This window comes from Mesorhizobium sp. M1273, assembly GCF_040318195.1.
Classification (GTDB): Bacteria; Pseudomonadota; Alphaproteobacteria; order Rhizobiales; family Rhizobiaceae; genus Mesorhizobium.
Genome location: NZ_JAMYLV010000043.1, coordinates 25890 through 46092 on the forward strand (window position 1 = coordinate 25890; position 20203 = coordinate 46092).

Below are 20203 nucleotides of genomic sequence, written 5' to 3' on the forward strand. Positions count from 1 at the left end.
GCGGATGCGGTCTTCGCGCGCCCTGCGCGCCGTTCCTTCTTTCAACCGCCCGATAGCAAGTCCGAAGGGCGCTTGCCGCGAATTCAAGACGCAAGCAGTGGCAAACGAGCATAGATGAAACTGAGAACTGGTGGCGTCTCTGGCCAAGGACGGCAATCCACCACCTATAGCCTACGCCTCGTCCGCGATCCATTCGAGCGAGGCGCCATGCGGGTCAGTCCAAGCTAGAGGGGAGCCGTTCGCAGATAGGAGGAAGCGGCCAGGCGGCCAGCTTGTTCCGGTGCGTGTGGCGATGGACGGGAAGACGCGAGGGAACTCGTTCGATACCCAATAAGGCGCGAGACGCATCGCCTGCTCGGCGAAAGCTTCTCTGTCACCAAGGTCGGAGACATAGTCGAGGACGGCTGTGTGAAAGATGACGAGTGTAGCGTCGTTTGGCGCTTGGTTGCAGAGTTGCACGAGGTCGCTCCCGCGCAGGTCGCCCTTCACCACCCGAGGTTTGACTGTGGCAGCGATCTTTAGGGCCGCCCGCAGATTGGCAAGCCGTGCTGTCTGTTCCGGCCAGACCAGTGTCTCAAGCCATGCGACTTGCGAGTCGTCCGAAGCATCTATCGGGCTCAGGTCCAATCCCGCCCGCCAGACGACTTGCGGCAAGGCCGTCGGCAATGGCGTTGTTTCGCTGGCGAGGCATCGGAAGACAGGCGGCTCCAAGGCCATTGCAGGTGCGCGGATCACCTTGCGTCCGTAGTCATAGCCGTAGAGGTCGGGCATGAGGCAGAGCCCTGCGGAGGTCCCGACCTCGATGAGGGCCAGCGGCTGCGGCAAACGCGCCAGGACGGGGAGCAGGGTGGCGCATCTTCCCGGCTCGTTGGTTTGCGTTGAGCGCTCGAGCATGAGCGAGCGGATAGCGTCGGGATTAGCCTGAAGCGCCTGGCGAAGCTCGGTCCACCCTGTCGGCGTGCCGAACAGGTGACGCACCGCTGCAAGTAGAAGGTTCGGTTGCCGCTTTAGGTCCGGAAGAGTCGACAGGAAACCGAGCGCCTCCCGATCCCCAGCGACTGCCCGAGCCAACTCCTCGTAGAGCGGCGAGCGACCGCGAGCTTCCGTATCGGCGAAGCGAATATATCGGGCTAAGATCTCGGCCAAGCCCTCCTCGTCCATATCCGCTGATCCTCGGTCCCGACGTCTCATCACAGTACACGATCCACGGATCTGATTGGAGCCAGGCCCGGCGTTTTTACACAGGCTTGACCCCCGCGGACTTGCCGCGGTCGCCTGCTTAACCGTTGCGCTAGGAGGCTGTGCGCAATCCAAAATCTGGGGAACTGGTGTCTCGCCCAGGGGTGCGGTCCACCATGTCTCCGGTATAAACCGCAACCCATGTCTCCGGGTTGGACAATTTGAGATTTGGCGCACCCGACAGGATTCGAACCTGTGACCTCTGCCTTCGGAGGGCAGCGCTCTATCCAGCTGAGCTACGGGTGCCTTCAGGATCGGTGATCCCAAAAACGAACCAGCCGGTAAACCGGCCAGCCACGGCTTCTTAGCGGAAGCAGGCGCCGGCTTCAACGGGCAATCGCCAGCGGGCTCAAGTTGCCGTAGCAGTCCGGAGGAGACAGACATCGTCCCGTCCGGCGCCACCGCCTGCTCATTCTGTCACGGTAAGCACTGCCTTGCCGCTGATGCTGCGCTGCCGCAGCGCGTCGAGGGCTTGGCCGACGTCCCGCCACGGCACGGTCAGGACCACACGCGTTTCGAGCCGGCCGGCTGCGATCAGCGCGAGCAGCGAGGCGATGTCAGCGCCAACCTCCGGACCGGAGGCGTAGTAGGCGAAGGTCTGCAGCCGAGCGCCTTCGTGCCCCGGAACGAACTGGCGGAAGCCGATGGGCGTGAGTTCGCCGCTGCTCGAGCCGAACATGACGACTGTCCCGCCGGGCGCGATCCGTTCGATCGCGTGGGCGAGGCTATCGCCGCCCACCGATTCGGTGATCAGCGAGAACAGTCCTTCGGCCAGCTCGATCGTTTCGACGACCCGCTCGGCTCCGAGACCGCGGAGATCGTCGGCATGCCGCTCAGCGGCGACGGCCACCACCGACGCGTCCTGCTGGCGGGCGATCTGGATCTGGAACCGGCCGACCGCGCCGCTTGCGCCGGTAATCAGGACCCGCTGGCCGGCCAGGTCACCGCCGAGGCGCAGGGTCCGCAGCGCGGTCGTGCCCGCGACCGGAACAGTGGCGGCGGAGACGAAGCTGACGTCGTCCGGCAGGACGGCGAGGTGGTCGGTCGGAACGGCGACCCGTTCGGCCCACCCGGCCTCGTCGACCAGAGCCGCAACCCGGGCGCCGACGGCCGGCCCGGAGCCGTCGGCCGCGGCGCGCTCGACAATTCCGGCGACGTCCTGGCCAGGCACCCAGCCGTTCGGACGGATGTTGAGCAGGCGCAGTTCGCCGCGGTTCAGCGAGACTGCCCGGACCGAGACCAGCGCCTCATGCGGGGCGGGCTCGGGCTCACCAAGCTCGGCGAGCCGCAACCCGGTGGCGCTGTCGGAAGATGTGACCAAGGCGAGCATCGGTATCGTCCCTTCTTGCTGCGTGGCGGACGCCAGCCTGTTTTCGTGCGCCGGGCTTGTTGGTCCGACGTTCAGAACGCAAGCAGGGCATGACTGGAAGCCCGCCTGTCGGCTTCTGAGTAGCTCATCCCTAAACTATCGACTTTCCTGTGTGATTAATTTAGATATCTTGGCAGTCGATCGCTAAAATCAGTCAATATGAGGCAGCCTCTCCGCTACCCCTGGCCTTTCGATCCGGATGATGTCCTCGCCCCGGCAATCGCCGTGCGCGTTGACGTTACCGAAACCAGGGCGGAGGTGCCGGACCACCACCACCGCAAAGGGCAACTCGTCTTCGCGCTGGGCGGTGGCGTCACATGTCGCGTCCCCAGCGGCCTGTGGATGGTGCCGCCGCATTGCGCGGTGTGGATTCCCGGCGACATGGAGCACAGCAATATCGCGACCGCCAATGCCCGGATTTTCTTCGTCTATATCGAACCGGGAGCTACCGACTTGCCGGACCGGTGCTGCACGCTTTCGATCACGCCGTTGCTGCGCGAGCTCATCATAGAGCTGACGGATCGCGTTGAGGACGATGACGCGAGGGGCGAGCTCCTGACCAGGGCTCTGCTCACCGAACTGCCGCGCATGCCTGTCCAGCAGCTGCATTTGCCGATCTCGTCCGAGCCGCGCTTGAGGCGCATCGCGGCGGCGTTGGCGCAAGATCCTGCCGATCGCAGCACCCTGGCGGAATGGGCCAGTCGCGTCGCGCTCAGCGAGAGCAGTCTCGCACGTCTCGTGGTGAAAGAGACAGGGCTGACCTTCGGGCGCTGGCGCCAGCAACTGCACCTGATCGTCGCAATGCGCGAGCTGGCCTCCGGCGCCAGCGTGCAGCAGGTTTCGGCCGATCTCGGTTACGAATCGGTCACCGCCTTCATCACCATGTTCAAGAAAGCGCTTGGCAAGCCGCCGGCAAAGTATCTCAGCAGTGTCGCGCAAAACGGCGGCTCTGCGTTTGTCGCCTGAACCCGTACGCGGTCAACACTCGGACGTCACCTCTCACTGCTCCTCGGCATACAGCAGCCGCGTCTTTGCCTCGGAGGTCGGCAACAGGCTGCGCTGGATCAGCGCCTCGACGTGGTCGTTGCGCTGGCGCGCGCTGTCGGCGCCCATCACCACGATGATCAGCCTGTGCCCGTCCGCATTATAGGAGGTGACGATGTTGAAGCCCGAAGCCCTGATGTAGCCGGTCTTGATGCCGTCGACCCCGCGCACCCGGCCGAGCATGTCGTTGTGGCCGCGCACCAGCCTGCCGCGGAACATGAAGTCGCTTTCAGAGAAATAGTGGAAATGCTGCGGGAAGCGGGTGTGCAGCGCCATGCCGAGCACCGCCATGTCGCGCGCGCTCGTGTGCTGGTCACCGTCCGGCAGGCCCGAGGCATTGCGGAACACGGTGCTGCTCATGCCGATCTGGCGCGCCTTGGCGGTCATCATGCCGGCGAACGCCTCTTCGCTGCCGCCGAGATATTCGGCAATTGCGACCGCCACGTCATTGGCCGATTTGACGACGATGGCGCGGATCGCCGAATCGACGTCGATGGTCTCGCCGCGCCTGAACCGCAGCTTGGTCGGCGGCTGCCGGGCGGCATTGTCCGACACCGGGATTTGTGTCTCCTTGCTGATGCGGCCAGAATCCAGCGCCTCGAACAGAAGGTAGAGCGTCATCATCTTGGTCAACGACGCCGGATAACGCGGCGCCGTCGAATTGACCTCGAACAGCGTATTGCCGGTGCCGGCATCGATGACCATGGCGGCATATTTCTGCGGCGGCGCCGGTACCGCCAGCACGCTGTCGGGCGGCGTGACAGTCGTGCAGCCGGCAGCAAACAGCAGCAGCGCCAGCACAGCGACGCATTTGTGGATGGACGAAAAGAACCGGAAGGCGGACAAGTCAGTTCCGAAGGCAGGCAGTTTCTGAGACGAGGCGAAGCTATCTTAACGCAAAGGCACAGTCCATTTGGTTAATATCGGTCTGGCCCTCGAACGGTGCCCTGTCCACAGGCCGACGTGGCGCCGCCTGAGGTGAATTGCCGGCCACCGCGCTTGCGCAACCGGCGGCGAGTGGGCTTTGCTGGCGCCGACAGAATCGGGCCGCCAGAATCGGGCTGGCAGAATCGGGCTGGCAGAATCGGTAGGTGCACATGGATACGGTCACGATCACGGCGAAGGGCATTTCGGTATCGGTCGATCTTGCCGTCGGCCATCTCCCCGACATGACGGTCGATATCGATGGCCGCCGGCTGAAGCCGCTGCATCGCGCACCCTGGGTCAGCGAGCCGCGCGAGATGCTGCCGAAAGATCTGCCCGAAGGGACGGTCCACCTGTCCGGCGATTTCCTCTGCGCGCCGTTCTCGATCAGCGACGTCGAAGCGGCACCTTTGCATGGCTGGCCGGCAAATAGTCGCTGGGACGTCGTCGACAGCGCGGCAACGGCCGACGGCTGGCGCGCCGTCTTCCGCCTGCAGCACCCGGTCATGGGCGCAACCGTCGACAAGATCCTGACCTTGCGCGACGATCATCCCTTTCTCTATCAGGAACACGTCTTTTCCGGCGGGGCCGGCGCCATCCCCGTCGCCCACCACCCGATGACGGTGATGACGGCCGGCGGCAGGCTGGCCTTCTCGCCCAAGCGCCTTGCCGCAACGCCGAGTGAGGCGCCGGAGCCCGATCCGGCCCGCGGCCGCTCTTTGCTCGCCTACCCGGCGCGAACCGCCGACCTGACGCGCTTTCCCACTGCCGACGGCGGCACGATTGACCTGACCACCTATCGCATGGACCAGCTGCGTGAGGACTTCGTCACGCTGGTCGAAGCCGACCATGGCGGACCGGGCTGGACGGCGCTGGCGCGCCAGGCGGAAGCCGACCTCGTGCTGGTGCTGAAGAACCCGGCCGAACTGCCGGTCACCATGCTGTGGGTCAGCAATGGCGGGCGCGACTATGCGCCGTGGAGCGGCCGCCACCGCGGCGTGCTCGGCATCGAGGACGGCCGCACGGCCGTCGGCCACGCCGCATCGCTCGGCGACAATTGGCTGAAGCGCGAAGGCGTGGCGACCGCCTTTGCCCTTTCCGAAGGGCGCCGCTTTTCGTTCCGCCATGTCATCGGCGCACTGCCATGGCCATCCGGCGAGCCGCCGCACGACGTCACGACCTCGCCGGGCCGCATGCGCATCCTGGCGGCTGACGGTGCCGTGCGCGACATCGGCTTCGACGGCGATTTCCTGCGGATCGGTCAATCCAGGCCCGATTGAAGGCTTGGCACAATCCGGCGTTTGAAATTTTCGAAAACTGCCGCCAAAATGCGCCAGAACCACCGTAAGGGGGCCAATGTCAGAAATCGCCCATATCGCTGCTGCCATTTTCAAGCGCGCCGGCAAGGCGCCGCGCTTCATCGTTGCCATTGCGGGCCCTCCCGGCGCCGGCAAATCGACATTGTCGGCAGGCTTGCACGACTTGCTGCCGGAAGGCACGGCGGAAGTCGTGCCGATGGATGGCTTCCATTACGATGATGCCGTTCTCGAGCGGCGCGGCCTTCGCGCGCGAAAAGGCGCCCCGGAAACCTTTGATTTTGCCGGCTTCGAAGCGCTGCTGAGGCGCATCCGCGCCGGCGAGCCGGATATCGCCATCCCGGTCTTCGACCGCAGCATGGAGCTGTCGCGCGCCGCTGCTGCGATCATCGCCGCCGACACCAAATTCATTCTGGTCGAAGGCAATTATCTCCTGCTCGACGAGGAACCCTGGACGCGGCTGGCGCCGCTGTTCGACTTCTCGATCTTTGTCGATGTGCCGCGCGCCGAGCTCGAGAGCCGACTGCTGGCGCGATGGCACGAGCACGGCCGCTCCGACGAGGACGCGCGCGCCTGGATCGCCTCTAACGATATGCCGAACATCGACCGCGTGCTTGCCCGTCGGCGGCCCGCCGACCTGGTGGTCGGCGACCTGGCCTGACTTGCAAGGAACCGCCCGGCCGGAACCTTGACAGTTTCAGGCCGTTATCCCGGACACGGCAATTGTGCCCATGAGGGAACCGTTCGATGGAAACCATGGCAAGAAAGCCTGCGCCCGCCAAGGGCAGGGCAACACGATCAAAAGCCACTCGAGTGAAAACCAGCGCCGGCCCGGCAGCGGCGGCCCGCTCCAAGGATGCGGCAAAGCCCAGCTTTGGCAAGGCGGCGCCGAAAAAGGTGATGCCTGCCGCGGCCAAAGCCGCTGCACCCAAGCCCAAAAGATCGGCAAGCAGCAGAGGATCGATCGCAGGCAGCGCAATGCGCACTGTTAAAGCAACGGCCAATGTCGCCGCCGGTGCCGTGCTTGCCACCGCCAAAGGTGCGGCGTCGCTTGCTGCTTCCGTAGTCGGCAAGGGCGGCTCAAAACCCCGGACCAAGGCAAAATAGCCGAGCGGAATCGACGTAAGATCAGCTTCTGGCCGGAATGGTGAGGCCCCTCTGCACCGCCGGCCGGGCGAGGCCACGCTCCAGCCATGCGCCCACGCTGGGGAAATCGTCGAAACCGACGAGTTCCCGCGCCTCGTAGAAGCCGATCAGATTGCGCACCCACCCAAGCATCGAAATATCGGCGATGGTGTAATCGTCGCCCATGATCCAGCTGCGGCCCTTGAGCCTCGTTTCGAGGACGCCGATCAGCCGTCGCGACTCGTCGCGATAACGTTCCAGCGGGCGCTTGTCGGCGATTTCGCGCCCAGCGAATTTGTGGAAGAATCCGACTTGGCCGAACATCGGCCCGATCGAAGCCATCTGGAAGAACACCCACTGGATCGTCTCATAACGCAGCGTCGCGTCTGCCGGCACCAGCTTGCCGGTCTTGTCGCTGAGGTAAAGCAGGATGGCGCCGGATTCGAACAAGCCGATCGGCTTGCCGCCCGGGCCGTCCGGATCGATCATCGCCGGTATCTTGCCGTTCGGGTTCAAAGACAGGAATTCCGGGGTCCAGCTCTCGTTCTTGCCGATATCGACGGCATGCGGCTCGTAAGGCAGGCCAAGTTCCTCCAGCGCGATCGATATCTTCACCCCGTTCGGCGTCGGAAACGAATAAAGCTGGATGCGGTCGGGGTGGCTCGCCGGCCAGCGCCTGGCAATCGGAAACGCGGACAGATCGGTCATCGAAACTCCTGGTAGGGACCGCGCCGAGCGGCACGGTCATGGCGGGTCGCAGAGAGTTAGGCGCGACGCCTGGCGCGATCAATATGCGCATGGAAAGTTTCGCCGGCCCCGGTGAAGGACCCGCAAGGGGTGCGGTCACACGGCCTTTACCGCCAGCACCGCATTGGTGCCGCCGAAGGCGAAGCTGTTGCTGATCGCGGTGCGCACGGTGCGTTCGCGCGCCACGTTCGGCGTGATGTCGAGATCGCAGTCGGCGTCGGCTTCCCGATAATTGGCGGTCGGCGGCACGATGCCTTCGCGGATCGCCATCACACAGGCGATCATTTCCAGCGCGCCGGAGGCGCCGAGGCAGTGGGCGTGCATCGATTTGGTCGAGGACACCGAAAGCTTGTAGGCATGGCCGCCGAACACGCGTTTGATCGCCGCCGTCTCGATCTGATCGTTAGCCTTGGTGCCGGTGCCATGCGCGTTGAGATAGTCGACGTCCTCGGGATTGAGCCCGGCATCGACGAGGCAGAAGCGCATCGCCGCCTCAGGCCCTTCGATGGTTGGCGCGACGATATCGGAGGCGTCGGCGGAAAGGCCGACGCCGGCGATTTCGGCAAGGATGGCGGCGCCGCGCGCCATGGCATGCTCATATGTTTCCAGCACCACCATGCCGGCGCCTTCGCCGAGCACGAGCCCCTGGCGGTCGGCCGAAAACGGCCGGCAGGTGTCCGGCGATAATACCCGCAGGGCCTCCCAGCCCTTGAGTATGCCCCAGACCAGCGGCGCATCGGTGCCGCCGGCGACCATGACGTCGGCCCGGCCGAGCCTGATCTGATCGACCGCCGAGGCAATGGCGTGGTTGGATGACGAGCAGGCAGAGGTGATGCCGAACACCGGCCCGCGCAGACCAAGATTCATGCTGACATGGCCGGCTGCAGCGCCCGGCATTACTTTCGGGACGGTGAAGATGCCGGCGCGGTTCTTGCCTTCGAGCAGGATGGCGCGATAGTTCTCTTCGATTGCCTCCCAGCCGCAGACGCCGACGCCGACGATGGTGCCCATCCGGTAGGTGTTGGCCGCGTGCGGGTTCAATCCCGCCTGCTGTGCCGCCTCCCGCGCGGCGATCGTCGCCAGAAGGCTGAAGCGGTCCATCGACACGACCTGCTTGCGGTCGATGCCGTGCTCGGGAAGCGCCTTGATTTCGCAGCCGACCTTGACCTTCAGATCATGCAGCAGCGGATTGTCGATCGCGCCGATTGCCGAACGGCCGGCGCGCATTTCATTCCAGATTGCCGATGCATTGGTGCCGAGCCCGCATAATCCGCCGATGCCCGTGATGACGACGCGCTTGTGCATTCAGTCAGGCTTTTTTCGCGATCAGCGCGCGAACCGCCTCGACCATGTCGCCGACATTCTTCAGATTGCTCCAGGCATCGACAGTGTTCATCTCGATTTCGATGCCATACTCTTCCTCGAGATCGAAGATGATCTCCGTCAGTTCCAGCGAATGGATGCCAAGGGCGGTCAGTTCGGTACTGGTGGTGATTTCCTCGCCGCCCGGCTCGGCATGAGCCTTGATCTTGGCGATGATATCGTTTGCCAGCTGGTCAGCCATTCGGTTTCTTCCCCAACTCTGTCGTTTCCCGACGCCAACTGATCAGCGCCCCTTTTGTCCTCGATTACGTCGTCATCGTCGCCTTTTACCCCCGCCAGGCGCCGGTGACCGTACCAAGGTGGCTCCCTCTATAGAAACCGAAACGCTGTCAAGCAACAAGCTATATATCGACAAAGCCGCCGCAGTGCTTAACGTTGGCGTCGTGGATACGATCGCATATAGCTTGACTTCAGTGCCGGCGGCCCAGCGTGTTGCCGGCGTCGCGCGGCTTGGCTGCGACTGGAACGGGGGCCGCACGCGTCTTCGGCGTCTGTACCAGGACGGTTCGGCCAAGATCCGCATGCCGGCGGTCTCGGCCGATCCGCTCGAAGCCGTCCTGATCAACACCGCCGGTGGGCTGACCGGTGGCGACCGTCTCGCCTGGGAGGTCGATGTCGGTGCCGGCGCCTCCGCAACCATAACAACGCAGGCCTGCGAGAAAATCTATCGCGCCGCGTCCGACCGCGCCGAAGTGCGGGTGCAGCTGACTGTCGGGGAAGACGGCCACATTGCCTGGCTGCCACAGGAAACCATTGTCTTCGACCGCTCGGCCTTTGCCCGCAGCCTTGACGTGGAGCTTGCCAGCGGAGCCGAGGCGCTGATCCTGGAGGCTACCGTCTTCGGCCGCCTGGCCATGGGTGAACGGGCTTCGCAAGGCCATTTCCACGACCGCTGGCGCGTCCGCCAGGACGGGGCGCTGGTCCATGCAGAGGAGTTCCGCATCGGGCCGGACATTGCGGCCACCTTGAACCGTCCCGCAGCGGCCGGCGGTGCCGTCGCCGTGGCGACGCTGCTGATGGTGTCGCCACGGGCAGAGGCTTTGCTCGAGCCGACCCGGGGCATAGTCGGCGGCCAGGGCGGCGTCAGTTTCTGGAGCGTGCGGAAATCTGGCAAGCTTCTTGCGAGGCTGTTCGCTGAGGACGGCTACCAGCTCCGCAAGCGGCTGGTGCCGCTTGTCGAATTGCTCAACGGACGGGCGGGCCTGCCCAAATTATGGTCACTCTGATTTCGATTGTGCCACCGCAGGAAAAAGCATGAATCTGACGCCGAGGGAGAAAGACAAGCTGCTGATCGCCATGGCGGCGATCGTGGCCCGCAAGCGGCTCGAACGCGGCGTCAAGCTCAATCATCCGGAAGCGATCGCGCTGATCACCGATTTCGTCGTCGAGGGTGCCCGCGACGGCCGCGCGGTCGCCGAGCTGATGGAGGCCGGCGCCCATGTCGTCACCCGGGCCCAGGTGATGCAAGGCATTGCAGAAATGATCCACGATGTGCAGGTCGAGGCGACGTTTCCAGACGGCACCAAGCTGGTGACCGTGCACGAGCCGATCAGATAACACCGCCAAGGAGAGGAAATGCTTGAGCTGCGTCCCAACTGCGAGTGCTGCGACAAGGATCTGCCGCCCGACGCGACGGATGCGGTGATCTGCACCTTCGAATGCACCTTCTGCGCCGACTGCGCACAAAACGTGCTCGGCGGCGCCTGTCCGAATTGCGGCGGCAACTTCTCGGCCCGCCCGATCCGTCCGGCAGCGCTGCTGAAGGAATATCCGGCCTCCACCAAGCGCGTCCTCAAGGCAGAGGGCTGCGGTCCGGCCCGCAAGGCAGCGTGAGAGGGATGATGATCTCAAAGATGGAAGGCACGCCGATGATCCCCGCTACGATGAAACGCTCAACGCTGTCGGCGGTCCTGTTGCTGGCGGCAGCAATGCCAGCCTATGCCCATGTCGGCGTCGGCACGGTTTGGTCCTTCACCGCCGGCTTCTCCCACCCGCTCTCCGGCCTCGATCACATGACGGCGATGATTGCCGTCGGGCTATGGGCCGCGCTCAAGGGCGACAAAGCGATCTGGGCATGGCCGCTGGCCTTCGTAAGCGTCATGCTGGCCGGCGGCGTGCTTGGCATGCTGCATGTGCCGATGCCTTTCGTCGAGCCGGCGATACTGGCGTCCGTCGTGGCACTCGGGCTGCTGGTTGCGCTCGCCGTCGATCTTCCTGTCTCGGCCGGCGTCGCCGTCATCGGCCTGTTCGCGCTGTTCCACGGCTATGCCCATGGCACCGAGGTGCCTGAGAATGCCGGCGGACTCGGCTATATGGCGGGCTTTGCCGTTGCCACGGCACTGCTCCACGCCGTCGGCATCGCGGCCGGTCTCGGCCTCGGCTGGCGCTTCCGCGGGCTTGCCCGCGCCGCTGGCGCCGCTTGTGCCGCGATTGGCGCCGGCCTCGCTTTCGGCGTCGTGTGAGGCCGCGATGATCCCCGGCGAAATCATCACGGCAAGCGGCGAGATCGAACTGAACAAGGGTCTGGCGACGGTCACCTTGAAGGTAGCCAACAGCGGCGACCGGCCGATCCAGGTAGGCAGCCATTATCATTTCTTCGAGACCAATGAGGGACTGAGATTCGATCGCGACAAGGCCCGCGGCATGCGCCTCGACATCGCTGCCGGCACCGCCATGCGTTTCGAGCCCGGCCAAGAGCGCGACGTTACCCTGGTGCCGTTCGGCGGCAAGCGCGAGGTCTACGGATTTCAGCAGAAGATCATGGGCGCGCTGTGAGATCGAAGGCGTCGAGCAGTTTCGGCTCAGCCGGGCGGCTTGGCCGCCGCATAGATGACGACCTTTCCCGGATCGTCGAATTCCACCGCCAGAACGTCCTCGGTTTGCACTCGCCGCGAATCGATGGCGTTGAACAGCAATGCGTTCGCCTCGATCTCCTTGCGCAGCTCGGCGATGTCGTCCCGATGTTGCCTGACCTTGTTTTCGATCGCCGGCGGCGGGCCGCCTTCGGTGCGCGCGGCATCGGTAAGAAACACGATATCGACCTTGTCGAGCTTGGATGTCTTGCGCACGGCGGCGATGTTTTCACGCGTGCGGTCGATCGCCGAACTGACCTTGCCGGCTTCCGCATTTGTCTGGGTCTCTTCCTGGCCGACCTCCGAGCCGACGATCCGGTTGACGGTCTCGGCGCTGTCGAGGCTCTGCGCGTTCAGCGCGGCGTGCGGAATGCTGGCTGCCAGAAACGCGGTCGCGGCAATCCCATGCAGCCATCTGGTGTCGGAGAAGGTGGTGATCGCCATCGCTCGTTCTCAGGGTCCTTTTCGAGGCTCGTGTCAGGGCGACAGGACCGAAACGCAACGTCCCCCGTGAAGGTTCCCTTTGCGATGCGGCGGGCTGGCCGGGCGCCGGCCCGCCGCCTCGTCTCGTCAGCTCGCTTTCTTGGTGATCAGCGTCAGCGCGCCATTGGTGCTCATGCTGGCGGCGATCACATGCGCCGAGGTGAGCCCCTTGGCTTCGAGCGCGGATTTGACCTGCGGTGTCGCGTCGATCGAGCCGCGCAGTTTCTGCAGGTCGGCATCGCTGCGCTTGGCGATGACCTCGTTGACCTTGGCTTGAGTGTCCGCGGGCAGATCCTTGATATCGACGACGTTGATCGCGTGGATGGTGGGCGCCTGCGGCTGCGCCCCGGGCGTGGCAGGAGCAGGCGCGGCCGGCGCCGGACTGGGCTGCTGCGCGGGCTGTTGCTGGGCGCTGGCGGCGGTTGCGAGCACCAGCGTGGCGGCGGCTGCCAGAAGGGTCGTTTTGCGCATGGATGTTCCTTTCCATCGATTGGCAAATTGTGGTTTTGGGGTGGCCCGGCCACCTCAAACGCTAAATGGGATCGGAAAGTGTCGCTCAGCGGGTCATTGCGTGACCATAGGATGGCGGCAATGTGGGGCCCGGCTTCGACAAGCGGTATTTTCGGGCTGTATTTCGGGAGCAATTGCTGATGGCTAAAATCACCCGCGCCGCCTATGCGCAGATGTACGGCCCGACCGTCGGCGACAAGGTCCGGCTCGCCGACACCGAGCTGTTCATCGAGGTCGAAAGGGATCTCACTCTTTACGGCGAGGAGGTGAAGTTCGGTGGCGGCAAGGTCATCCGCGACGGCATGGGCCAGAGCCAGGTGTCGCGCGCGCAAGGCGCGGTCGACACCGTCATCACCAATGCGCTGGTCGTCGATGCCACCGCCGGTATCGTCAAGGCAGATATCGGCCTCAGGGACGGCCGTATCGCCGCGATCGGCAAGGCCGGCAATCCGGATACCCAAGGCGGCGTCACCATCATCATCGGTCCCGGCACCGAGATTATCGCCGGCGAGGGCAAGATCCTGACCGCCGGCGGCTTCGACGCGCATATCCACTTCATCTGCCCGCAGCAGATCGAGGAAGCGCTGATGTCGGGCATCACCACCATGCTCGGCGGCGGCACCGGCCCGGCGCACGGCACGCTGGCCACCACCTGCACGCCTGGGCCGTGGCATCTGGCGCGCATGATCCAGTCTTTCGACGCCTTCCCGATGAATATCGGCCTGTCGGGCAAGGGCAACGCGTCGCTGCCCGCCGCGCTCGAGGAGATGGTGCTTGCCGGCGCCTGCTCGCTGAAGTTGCACGAGGACTGGGGCACGACGCCGGCTGCAATCGACTGCTGCCTGTCGGTTGCCGACGATTACGACGTGCAGGTAATGATCCACACCGACACGCTGAACGAGTCCGGCTTCGTCGAAAACACGGTCGCGGCGATCAAGGGCCGCACCATCCATGCCTTCCACACCGAAGGCGCCGGCGGCGGCCACGCGCCTGATATCATCAAGGTCTGCGGCCTGCCTAACGTCATTCCGTCCTCGACCAACCCGACACGCCCCTACACGATCAACACGCTGGCCGAACACCTCGACATGCTGATGGTCTGTCACCATCTGTCGCCGTCGATCCCCGAAGATATCGCCTTTGCCGAGAGCCGCATCCGCAAGGAAACCATCGCCGCCGAAGACATTCTGCACGACATCGGCGCCTTCTCGATCATCTCGTCGGACAGCCAGGCCATGGGCCGTGTCGGCGAAGTGGCGATCCGCTGCTGGCAGACCGCCGACAAGATGAAGCGGCAGCGCGGTTCGCTGCCGCAGGAGACCGGCGACAACGACAATTTCCGCGTCCGCCGCTACATCGCCAAATACACCATCAATCCGGCCATCGCGCATGGCCTGTCGAAGGACATCGGCTCGGTGGCGGTGGGAAAACGCGCCGACCTCGTGCTGTGGAATCCGGCCTTTTTCGGCGTCAAGCCGGACATGGTGCTGATCGGCGGCATGATCGCCGCCGCCCCGATGGGCGATCCCAACGCCTCGATCCCGACGCCGCAGCCGATGCATTACCGGCCGATGTTCGGGGCCTACGGCAAGGCGATGACCAATTCGTCGGTGACCTTCGTTTCGAAGGCCGCGCTCGACGCCGGCCTGCGCGGCAGGCTCGGCGTCGACAAGCAGATGGTCGCGGTCGAAAACACCCGCGGCGGCATCGGCAAGCATTCGATGGTGCTCAATGACGCCACGCCGCATGTCCAGGTCGACCCCGAAACCTATGAGGTCCGCGCCGACGGCGAACTCTTGACCTGCGAGCCAGCAACCGTGCTACCGATGGCGCAACGCTACTTCCTGTTCTGAACCATAGGCGTTAGAACGACCGATGTAGAACATGCCGCGCCAGGCCTATGGACCAGCAACTCCCCTACGCCCACGACATTTTCCCGCATATCCGCATCGTCCTGGGCATGGTGATCGGCCTTGGCGTCACACGGCTGCTGTCGGGGCTCGCCCGCATCGTCCAGCATCCCGGCCAGTACCGGCTCTATCCCGTGCACCTCGCCTGGGTTGCGTCGGTGCTTTTGATGCTGGTGCATTTCTGGTGGTGGGAGTTCGGTCTGTTCCAGATCGAGAATTGGACCTTCGGCAAATACCTGTTCATCATCTTCTACGCCGTCACGCTGTTTTTGCTTTGCGCGCTGCTGTTTCCGGATTCGATGCTGGACTACACCAGCTATGAGGATTTCTTCTATTCGCGCCGGGCCTGGTTCTTCGGCCTGCTGGCGGCGACCTATCTGCTCGACGTGATCGACACGCTGCTGAAAGGGCCGGAGCATTTCGCCCATTTCGGCGTCGAATATCTGATCCGCACCCCGGTTTTCGTTGCGCTTTGCGTCATTGCGATCCTAATGCGCGACCGCCGTTTCCATATCGCCTTTGTCGCCGGCGCGCTCGTCTATCAGATATCGTTCATCCTGCGGCTCTTCGACACGATCGTCTGAGCCCCATTGGGGCGGCGGATGCGATAGGCTAGGCTTTTTGGGAGAGGCAGTTTTTACATGAAGCTCGATATTCGCACCGACTTCACCAAATTCCCGCGCGCCGTCTCCGCCCTGGCCGCAGGCGAAGCCGGAACCACGACGCCATACGACAGTGCGGTGCTTGCTCATGACGAGCGGCATCTGCGCCGTCGCGCCATCGAAACGGCCCGTAGCGACAAAGTGCTGGTCGACCTGCCCGAACCGGTGACCTTGAACCATGGTGACCGGCTGGTGCTGGAGGATGGCCGCCACATCGAGATCATCGCGGCCGAGGAGCCGCTCTACGATATCCGTGCCGGCGGCCCTGTCCATCTGGCCGAACTTGCCTGGCATATCGGCAACCGTCATCTCGCGGCAAGCATCGAGGCTGACCGAATCCTCATCCTGCGCGACCATGTCATCAAGGCGATGCTGGAAGGGCTGGGCGCCACGGTGAGCGACGTCTCCGAGCCATTCAAGCCGGTGCGCGGCGCTTATTCCGGCCATGGCCATTCTCACGCCGAGGCGCATGCGCACAGCCATGCCGAAGCGCATTCCCATACCCATACCGAATCGCATTCCCACAGCCATTCGCACGACCATGACCATGACTGACCAGCCTTCCAACGTTGCCCAGCCTTCCAATATTGCTTTGTTGCGGCTGATGGCGTGGCTGTCGCCTTCCTTCCCGGTCGGCGGCTTTTCCTACAGCCACGGTCTCGAGCAAGCCGTGCATGCCGGGCTGGTTGCCGACAGCAAAGAGCTCGCCGCGTGGCTGGAAACGCTGGTCGAGATGGGTTCGGGCTGGAATGATGCGGTGCTGTTTGCCGAAAGCTGGCGCAGGGCGCGCGAAACCGGCGATCTCGATGAAATCGTCGCCCTTGCCGAAGCTCTGGCAGGCTCGCGCGAGCGCCATGCCGAGACCATGCTGCAGGGCTCTGCTTTCCTGAAGGCGGCCTTCGCCTGGCCGTGCCAGGTGCTGGATCGCCTGCCGGCCGAATGTGCCTATTGCGTTGCCGTCGGCGCCGTTGCCGGCGATCACGGCATTGCGCTGGGGGACGCCCTGGCGGCCTTTCTGCAGGCCTTCTTCTCCAATCTCGTCCAGGCTGCGATCCGGCTTGGCATCGTTGGCCAGAGTGCCGCGATGACGCTACTGGCCGCCTTCGAACCGCTTGCCCTGGCCACGGCCGACCGCGCTGCCGGCTCGACCCTCGATGATCTCGGCGGCTGCGCTTTCATCTCCGACGTCACGGCGATGAAGCACGAGACCCAGTATTCGCGGCTGTTCCGCTCATGATCGTCCTCGCTTTCGCTCTCACGCTCGTCCTGCTGTTGATCACAGCACTGCATGTCTATTGGGGCATTGGCGGCATCTGGCCAGGCAGGGACGCCGCCTCCTGCGCTCGTGCGGTCATCGGCTTTCATGGCGTCGACGAGATGCCGGCACCCTTCGCCAGCTTCGCCGTTGCCGCCTGCCTCGGCCTGGCGACGCTGTGGCCGATGGCGCTCGAGGGCATCTTTGCCACGCCTTTTCCCGAGGCCGGACTGGCCGCCACGGCGCTGCTCATCGCGCTGGTGTTCCTGGCGCGCGGCATTGCCGGCTTCACGCCCTGGTGGCGACGGCTGGCGCCCGAACAGCCTTTCGCGCGGCTCGATGTCCGCTACTATTCGCCGCTCTGCCTTTTGATTGGGGCAGGCTTCGCCGTTCTTGCGATCACGGAGTTCCCCGCATGATATCACCCAACGGTCCTCTTCGCGTCGGCATCGGCGGTCCGGTCGGCTCGGGCAAGACGACGCTCACCGAAAAGCTCTGCAAGGCGCTGCGTGACGAGTTCTCGATCGCTGTCGTCACCAACGACATCTACACCAAGGAAGATGCCATGATGCTGGCCCGGCTTCAGGCGCTGCCCGAGGATCGCATCATGGGTGTTGAAACCGGCGGCTGCCCGCACACCGCCATTCGCGAGGACGCCTCGATCAATCTGCAAGCGATCGCCGAGATGACCAAGAAATTCCCGGATCTCGATGTCGTCTTCATCGAATCGGGCGGCGACAACCTCGCCGCCACCTTCTCGCCGGACCTGGCCGACCTGACGCTTTATGTCATCTCGGTTTGCCAGGGCGAGGAGATCCCGCGCAAGGGCGGGCCGGCAATCACACGGTCGGATTTCCTGGTCATCAACAAGAGCGACCTTGCGCCCTATGTGAACGTCAATCTCGACGTGATGGAAAGCGACGCTGCCCGCATGCGCGGCAAACGGCCGTTCGGCTTCACCGACCTGTCGCGCGGCAAAGGGCTTCAGGAGGTGATAGATTTCATCGTCGAACATGGCGGGCTGAGGGTCGGCACTGCCACCAGCACGGCGGCATAACGGCGCTCGCCTGCACCAAACGAAACCGGTTGCGCGTGTTCCAGCCGCGCGGCATCCTTGCTTCTTTCACGGAGGTTTACGATGAGCATCACGCGCCTGCAGAAGGAAGTGCTGACCAACCTGGCGTTCTATGAGGAGCGCGTCGATCTGGCTTGCGCCTTCCGCTGGACGGCGCGGCTTAACATGCATGAGGCGGTGGCCAATCATTTTTCGCTGGCGGTCAACGACGATGGCTCGCAATTCCTGATGAACCCTAACCAGGTGCATTTCTCGCGCATCAAGGCGAGCGATCTGCTTCTGATCGACGCCAATGATCCCGACACGCTGGTCGGCCCGAATGCGCCTGACCCGACGGCGTGGGGCCTGCATGGTGCCATCCATCGCAACGTGCGTCATGCGCGCTGCGTCATGCATGTTCACTCAATCCACGCCACCGTGCTTGCCTCGCTCGCCGACTCGACGCTGCCGCCGGTCGACCAGAACTCGGCGATCTTCTTCAACCGCCATGTCGTCGACGCTCATTATGGCGGGCTGGCCTTCGAGGAAGAGGGCGAGCGCTGCTCCCAGCTTCTTGTCGACCCGAAGGTCAAGGTGATGGTGATGGGCAACCATGGCGTGCTGGTCATCGGCGACAGCGTCGCCGACACCTTCAACCGCATGTTCTATTTCGAGCGCGCCGCCGAAACCTATATCAAGGCGCTGTGGACCGGCCGGCCGCTGCGGGTACTGTCGGATGAGATCGCGGAGAAAGCGGCAACGGAACAGGAAGACTATCCCGGCCAGGCCGAGCGCCACCTTTCCGAACTGAAGGCGATCCTCGACGAGCAGGAGCCTGCCTACCGGAGTTGAGGGCGGTCCCGCCGGGGCTGGCTTAAAGCCCGAGTTCGGCCCGCAATTCAGCGGCGCTGTTAATGACGATCGCGCCGGGCGGCCCCTCCATCGGCGCCTCCGGCCAGAAGATCGTCCTCATCCTTGCCGCCAGCCCGGCCGTGGCGCCGGTCACGCTGTCGTCGACCGCCACGGCCTCGGCGGGATCGACGTCGGCCAACCAGGCGGCGCGCAGGAAAGGTTCGGCATGCGGCTTGCCTTCACGCACGTCGTTGCGGCTGACCGTCTTCATGCCGGGATATACGAGGCCTACGGCGCGCAGATTGGCATCGACGATCAGTCTGTCCGAGTTGGACACCACCGCTTGCGGCACGCCAAGCGCGCGCAGCTCATTGAAAATCTCGATCGCGCCGGTGCGTGGCGTCAGCGTTTCGGCCATCGGCAGATAGTGATCGTATTTGCGCACGATCCAGTCGTCGAAAGGCAGGTCGAGGCCGAACTCGTCGCGCAGCATTTCGTAGACCGGCCATGCGGCGATGCCGAGCACGCGCTCATGCAGGTCGGCCGGCGGCGCGATGCCGACGCTGTGCAGCGCCGCAATCAGCGCCGCCTCGTGCAGCGGCTCGCTGTCGACCAGCGTGCCGTCCATATCCCAGAAAACCGCTTTCGGTGTCATGCAAGGCTCCATTCTCAAAAAATTCCTTAAAGCGTTTAGCGCGCGAGATAAACCGCCGCGTCCCCGCTAATCCATGTCGCGCAAAGTGTGCAGCGGTTTTGCGATGACGACATGCATAAAAAGGAACCTAAAACGCGTCGCATGAGGCCGATCGAACGCAACGCGCTTTAGAACCGGGATTGGTGCGACCTCGACAGCCTTGCTGTTGCAACGAGACTGGGTCGACCTGTCACTTCGCTCCAAACACCCAAGTTTCATCACTAAGCAATTGCTCTTACAATAGGCAATTGCGCGCAAGTTCATTCCCTGCGAAACTACTGCGCTCCGCCTCTTATGCTCGGCGGGGTTGGGAGGCAGGAACTTGAATTCGCGGCAGGACAGCGGCGGCAACAGGCTGGACGACGCGGCGCGTGCCGGCTGGCTCTATTATGTCGCGGGCAACACCCAGGACCAGATCGCCGCCACGCTTGGCATCTCGCGGCAGACGGCGCAGCGGCTGGTGTCGCTCGCAGTCTCCGAAGGGCTGATCAAGGTGCGCGTCGACCATCCGATCGCCAATTGCCTCGACCTTGCGGCACGGCTGAAATCGTGCTTTGCGCTCGATCTGGTCGAGGTGGTGCCGAGCGACCCTTCTTCTTCCTCCACCGTCATAGGCGTCGCCGAGGCGGCGGCGGCCGAGATCGAACGGCGGCTGCGGTCGCGGGGGGGGGGGGGGGGGGGGGGGGGGGGGCGCGCCCCCCCCCCCCGCACCACCCCCGGAGCAAACACCACCCAAAAAAAGACCACCCCAAAAAACAGAAAGGGCCGGGACAGCAAACACAAC

27 protein-coding genes and 1 tRNA gene are annotated in these 20203 nt (G+C 64.2%); 18 read left to right on the plus strand and 10 right to left on the minus strand.

What is annotated here, in order from left to right; translation table 11 throughout:
- Positions 1–171: 171 nt before the first annotated feature.
- The 3 genes from NKH30_RS29250 to NKH30_RS29260 form a co-directional block, all read right to left on the minus strand.
- Complete coding sequence (locus NKH30_RS29250) at positions 172–1146, minus strand: DUF2332 domain-containing protein (protein WP_352997685.1); 975 nt, start codon at positions 1144–1146, stop codon at positions 172–174.
- Positions 1147–1408: 262 nt separating this feature from the next.
- A tRNA-Arg gene (locus NKH30_RS29255) sits at positions 1409–1485 on the minus strand.
- A gap of 163 nt (positions 1486–1648) precedes the next feature.
- The gene (locus NKH30_RS29260) at positions 1649–2569 is read right to left on the minus strand and encodes a zinc-binding dehydrogenase (protein WP_352682358.1); all 921 of its coding nucleotides are present in this window, start codon (positions 2567–2569) and stop codon (positions 1649–1651) included.
- Positions 2570–2767: 198 nt separating this feature from the next.
- On the opposite strand from NKH30_RS29260, the gene NKH30_RS29265 reads away from it, so the two are divergent.
- Positions 2768–3574 carry an AraC family transcriptional regulator gene (locus tag NKH30_RS29265; RefSeq protein WP_352619408.1) on the plus strand — a complete coding sequence of 269 codons (807 nt, stop codon included), beginning with the start codon at positions 2768–2770 and terminating at the stop codon, positions 3572–3574.
- A gap of 33 nt (positions 3575–3607) precedes the next feature.
- On the opposite strand, the gene NKH30_RS29270 is transcribed toward NKH30_RS29265, so the two are convergent.
- The gene (locus NKH30_RS29270; protein ID WP_352997686.1) at positions 3608–4498 is read right to left on the minus strand and encodes a D-alanyl-D-alanine carboxypeptidase family protein; all 891 of its coding nucleotides are present in this window, start codon (positions 4496–4498) and stop codon (positions 3608–3610) included.
- Positions 4499–4749: 251 nt separating this feature from the next.
- On the opposite strand from NKH30_RS29270, the gene NKH30_RS29275 reads away from it, so the two are divergent.
- The 4 genes from NKH30_RS29275 (at position 4750) to NKH30_RS29290 (ending at position 6999) form a co-directional block, all read left to right on the plus strand.
- Positions 4750–5856: a hypothetical protein gene (locus NKH30_RS29275; RefSeq protein ID WP_352997687.1), complete on the plus strand. Its 1107-nt coding sequence runs from the start codon at positions 4750–4752 to the stop codon at positions 5854–5856.
- 76 nt (positions 5857–5932) lie between these two features.
- The gene (locus NKH30_RS29280; protein WP_352997688.1) at positions 5933–6553 is read left to right on the plus strand and encodes a nucleoside triphosphate hydrolase; all 621 of its coding nucleotides are present in this window, start codon (positions 5933–5935) and stop codon (positions 6551–6553) included.
- A 70-nt stretch (positions 6554–6623) separates the two neighbouring features.
- Positions 6624–6884, plus strand: a complete 261-nt coding sequence (locus tag NKH30_RS29285) for a hypothetical protein (RefSeq protein WP_352750554.1) — start codon at positions 6624–6626, stop codon at positions 6882–6884.
- Positions 6871–6999 carry a hypothetical protein gene (locus NKH30_RS29290; protein ID WP_302893450.1) on the plus strand — a complete coding sequence of 43 codons (129 nt, stop codon included), beginning with the start codon at positions 6871–6873 and terminating at the stop codon, positions 6997–6999. The genes NKH30_RS29285 and NKH30_RS29290 overlap by 14 nt, the downstream gene beginning before the upstream one ends.
- Before the next feature lie 21 nt (positions 7000–7020).
- Here NKH30_RS29290 and NKH30_RS29295 read toward each other — a convergent pair whose 3' ends face one another.
- From NKH30_RS29295 to NKH30_RS29305, 3 genes are all read right to left on the minus strand, one after another.
- The gene (locus tag NKH30_RS29295) at positions 7021–7725 is read right to left on the minus strand and encodes a glutathione S-transferase family protein (protein ID WP_023677015.1); all 705 of its coding nucleotides are present in this window, start codon (positions 7723–7725) and stop codon (positions 7021–7023) included.
- A gap of 135 nt (positions 7726–7860) precedes the next feature.
- Entirely contained in the window at positions 7861–9069 is a 1209-nt protein-coding gene (locus NKH30_RS29300; RefSeq protein WP_352744792.1) for a beta-ketoacyl-[acyl-carrier-protein] synthase family protein, read from the minus strand.
- Positions 9070–9073: 4 nt separating this feature from the next.
- Entirely contained in the window at positions 9074–9328 is a 255-nt protein-coding gene (locus NKH30_RS29305; RefSeq protein WP_023677013.1) for an acyl carrier protein, read from the minus strand.
- Positions 9329–9530: 202 nt separating this feature from the next.
- On the opposite strand from NKH30_RS29305, the gene NKH30_RS29310 reads away from it, so the two are divergent.
- The 5 genes from NKH30_RS29310 to NKH30_RS29330 are packed head-to-tail and all read left to right on the plus strand — an operon-like array spanning position 9531 to position 11922.
- Entirely contained in the window at positions 9531–10373 is an 843-nt protein-coding gene (locus NKH30_RS29310) for an urease accessory protein UreD (protein WP_352615097.1), read from the plus strand.
- Positions 10374–10401: 28 nt separating this feature from the next.
- Complete coding sequence (locus NKH30_RS29315) at positions 10402–10704, plus strand: urease subunit gamma (protein WP_352771138.1); 303 nt, start codon at positions 10402–10404, stop codon at positions 10702–10704.
- Positions 10705–10722: 18 nt separating this feature from the next.
- Positions 10723–10980 (plus strand): DUF1272 domain-containing protein, encoded by a 258-nt coding sequence (locus NKH30_RS29320; protein WP_352997689.1) that lies wholly within the window; start codon positions 10723–10725, stop codon positions 10978–10980.
- Between the two features lie 35 nt (positions 10981–11015).
- Positions 11016–11609: a HupE/UreJ family protein gene (locus tag NKH30_RS29325; protein WP_352615150.1), complete on the plus strand. Its 594-nt coding sequence runs from the start codon at positions 11016–11018 to the stop codon at positions 11607–11609.
- Positions 11610–11616: 7 nt separating this feature from the next.
- Positions 11617–11922, plus strand: coding sequence for an urease subunit beta (locus NKH30_RS29330; protein WP_023677008.1), 306 nt, complete (start codon positions 11617–11619; stop codon positions 11920–11922).
- Positions 11923–11948: 26 nt separating this feature from the next.
- Here NKH30_RS29330 and NKH30_RS29335 read toward each other — a convergent pair whose 3' ends face one another.
- The gene (locus tag NKH30_RS29335) at positions 11949–12443 is read right to left on the minus strand and encodes a hypothetical protein (RefSeq protein WP_023677007.1); all 495 of its coding nucleotides are present in this window, start codon (positions 12441–12443) and stop codon (positions 11949–11951) included.
- Between the two features lie 126 nt (positions 12444–12569).
- Entirely contained in the window at positions 12570–12953 is a 384-nt protein-coding gene (locus tag NKH30_RS29340; protein WP_352997690.1) for a hypothetical protein, read from the minus strand.
- Positions 12954–13132: 179 nt separating this feature from the next.
- Between NKH30_RS29340 and ureC the strand changes: the two genes are divergently transcribed.
- From ureC to NKH30_RS29375, 7 genes are all read left to right on the plus strand, one after another.
- Positions 13133–14845 carry an urease subunit alpha gene (gene ureC / locus NKH30_RS29345; protein ID WP_502895709.1) on the plus strand — a complete coding sequence of 571 codons (1713 nt, stop codon included), beginning with the start codon at positions 13133–13135 and terminating at the stop codon, positions 14843–14845.
- Between the two features lie 47 nt (positions 14846–14892).
- Positions 14893–15486 carry a hypothetical protein gene (locus tag NKH30_RS29350; protein ID WP_352539912.1) on the plus strand — a complete coding sequence of 198 codons (594 nt, stop codon included), beginning with the start codon at positions 14893–14895 and terminating at the stop codon, positions 15484–15486.
- A gap of 57 nt (positions 15487–15543) precedes the next feature.
- Positions 15544–16119, plus strand: coding sequence for an urease accessory protein UreE (locus NKH30_RS29355; RefSeq protein WP_352997691.1), 576 nt, complete (start codon positions 15544–15546; stop codon positions 16117–16119).
- Positions 16106–16801 (plus strand): urease accessory protein UreF, encoded by a 696-nt coding sequence (locus NKH30_RS29360; RefSeq protein ID WP_502901195.1) that lies wholly within the window; start codon positions 16106–16108, stop codon positions 16799–16801. The genes NKH30_RS29355 and NKH30_RS29360 overlap by 14 nt, the downstream gene beginning before the upstream one ends.
- Positions 16798–17238 (plus strand): DUF3995 domain-containing protein, encoded by a 441-nt coding sequence (locus NKH30_RS29365; protein ID WP_352997692.1) that lies wholly within the window; start codon positions 16798–16800, stop codon positions 17236–17238. Before NKH30_RS29360 ends, NKH30_RS29365 begins: the two co-directional genes overlap by 4 nt.
- The gene (ureG, locus tag NKH30_RS29370; RefSeq protein WP_352997693.1) at positions 17235–17876 is read left to right on the plus strand and encodes an urease accessory protein UreG; all 642 of its coding nucleotides are present in this window, start codon (positions 17235–17237) and stop codon (positions 17874–17876) included. The genes NKH30_RS29365 and ureG overlap by 4 nt, the downstream gene beginning before the upstream one ends.
- 81 nt (positions 17877–17957) lie before the next feature.
- On the plus strand, positions 17958–18725 hold the full coding sequence (locus NKH30_RS29375) for a class II aldolase and adducin N-terminal domain-containing protein (RefSeq protein WP_352997694.1): 768 nt from the start codon (positions 17958–17960) through the stop codon (positions 18723–18725).
- Positions 18726–18747: 22 nt separating this feature from the next.
- Here NKH30_RS29375 and NKH30_RS29380 read toward each other — a convergent pair whose 3' ends face one another.
- A complete protein-coding gene (locus NKH30_RS29380) occupies positions 18748–19380 on the minus strand; it encodes an HAD family hydrolase (protein WP_352997695.1) in 633 nt (210 codons plus the stop codon).
- Positions 19381–19741: 361 nt separating this feature from the next.
- Here NKH30_RS29380 and NKH30_RS29385 point away from each other — a divergent pair.
- On the plus strand, positions 19742–20203 hold a 462-nt coding region (locus NKH30_RS29385; RefSeq protein WP_352997696.1), incomplete at its 3' end, for a helix-turn-helix domain-containing protein.

Bases quoted from the DNA above. Each gene is read 5' to 3' on its own strand.
- NKH30_RS29260 (WP_352682358.1), bottom strand. From the start codon at position 2,569: ATGCTCGCCTTGGTCACATCTTCCGACAGCGCCACCGGGTTGCGGCTC.
- NKH30_RS29265 (WP_352619408.1), top strand. From the start codon at position 2,768: ATGAGGCAGCCTCTCCGCTACCCCTGGCCTTTCGATCCGGATGATGTC.
- NKH30_RS29275 (WP_352997687.1), top strand. From the start codon at position 4,750: ATGGATACGGTCACGATCACGGCGAAGGGCATTTCGGTATCGGTCGAT.
- NKH30_RS29280 (WP_352997688.1), top strand. From the start codon at position 5,933: ATGTCAGAAATCGCCCATATCGCTGCTGCCATTTTCAAGCGCGCCGGC.
- NKH30_RS29285 (WP_352750554.1), top strand. From the start codon at position 6,624: ATGAGGGAACCGTTCGATGGAAACCATGGCAAGAAAGCCTGCGCCCGC.
- NKH30_RS29290 (WP_302893450.1), top strand. From the start codon at position 6,871: ATGCGCACTGTTAAAGCAACGGCCAATGTCGCCGCCGGTGCCGTGCTT.
- NKH30_RS29295 (WP_023677015.1), bottom strand. From the start codon at position 7,725: ATGACCGATCTGTCCGCGTTTCCGATTGCCAGGCGCTGGCCGGCGAGC.
- NKH30_RS29300 (WP_352744792.1), bottom strand. From the start codon at position 9,069: ATGCACAAGCGCGTCGTCATCACGGGCATCGGCGGATTATGCGGGCTC.
- NKH30_RS29305 (WP_023677013.1), bottom strand. From the start codon at position 9,328: ATGGCTGACCAGCTGGCAAACGATATCATCGCCAAGATCAAGGCTCAT.
- NKH30_RS29315 (WP_352771138.1), top strand. From the start codon at position 10,402: ATGAATCTGACGCCGAGGGAGAAAGACAAGCTGCTGATCGCCATGGCG.
- NKH30_RS29320 (WP_352997689.1), top strand. From the start codon at position 10,723: ATGCTTGAGCTGCGTCCCAACTGCGAGTGCTGCGACAAGGATCTGCCG.
- NKH30_RS29325 (WP_352615150.1), top strand. From the start codon at position 11,016: ATGATCCCCGCTACGATGAAACGCTCAACGCTGTCGGCGGTCCTGTTG.
- NKH30_RS29330 (WP_023677008.1), top strand. From the start codon at position 11,617: ATGATCCCCGGCGAAATCATCACGGCAAGCGGCGAGATCGAACTGAAC.
- NKH30_RS29335 (WP_023677007.1), bottom strand. From the start codon at position 12,443: ATGGCGATCACCACCTTCTCCGACACCAGATGGCTGCATGGGATTGCC.
- NKH30_RS29340 (WP_352997690.1), bottom strand. From the start codon at position 12,953: ATGCGCAAAACGACCCTTCTGGCAGCCGCCGCCACGCTGGTGCTCGCA.
- ureC (WP_502895709.1), top strand. From the start codon at position 13,133: ATGGCTAAAATCACCCGCGCCGCCTATGCGCAGATGTACGGCCCGACC.
- NKH30_RS29350 (WP_352539912.1), top strand. From the start codon at position 14,893: ATGGACCAGCAACTCCCCTACGCCCACGACATTTTCCCGCATATCCGC.
- NKH30_RS29355 (WP_352997691.1), top strand. From the start codon at position 15,544: ATGAAGCTCGATATTCGCACCGACTTCACCAAATTCCCGCGCGCCGTC.
- NKH30_RS29360 (WP_502901195.1), top strand. From the start codon at position 16,106: ATGACCATGACTGACCAGCCTTCCAACGTTGCCCAGCCTTCCAATATT.
- NKH30_RS29365 (WP_352997692.1), top strand. From the start codon at position 16,798: ATGATCGTCCTCGCTTTCGCTCTCACGCTCGTCCTGCTGTTGATCACA.
- ureG (WP_352997693.1), top strand. From the start codon at position 17,235: ATGATATCACCCAACGGTCCTCTTCGCGTCGGCATCGGCGGTCCGGTC.
- NKH30_RS29375 (WP_352997694.1), top strand. From the start codon at position 17,958: ATGAGCATCACGCGCCTGCAGAAGGAAGTGCTGACCAACCTGGCGTTC.
- NKH30_RS29380 (WP_352997695.1), bottom strand. From the start codon at position 19,380: ATGACACCGAAAGCGGTTTTCTGGGATATGGACGGCACGCTGGTCGAC.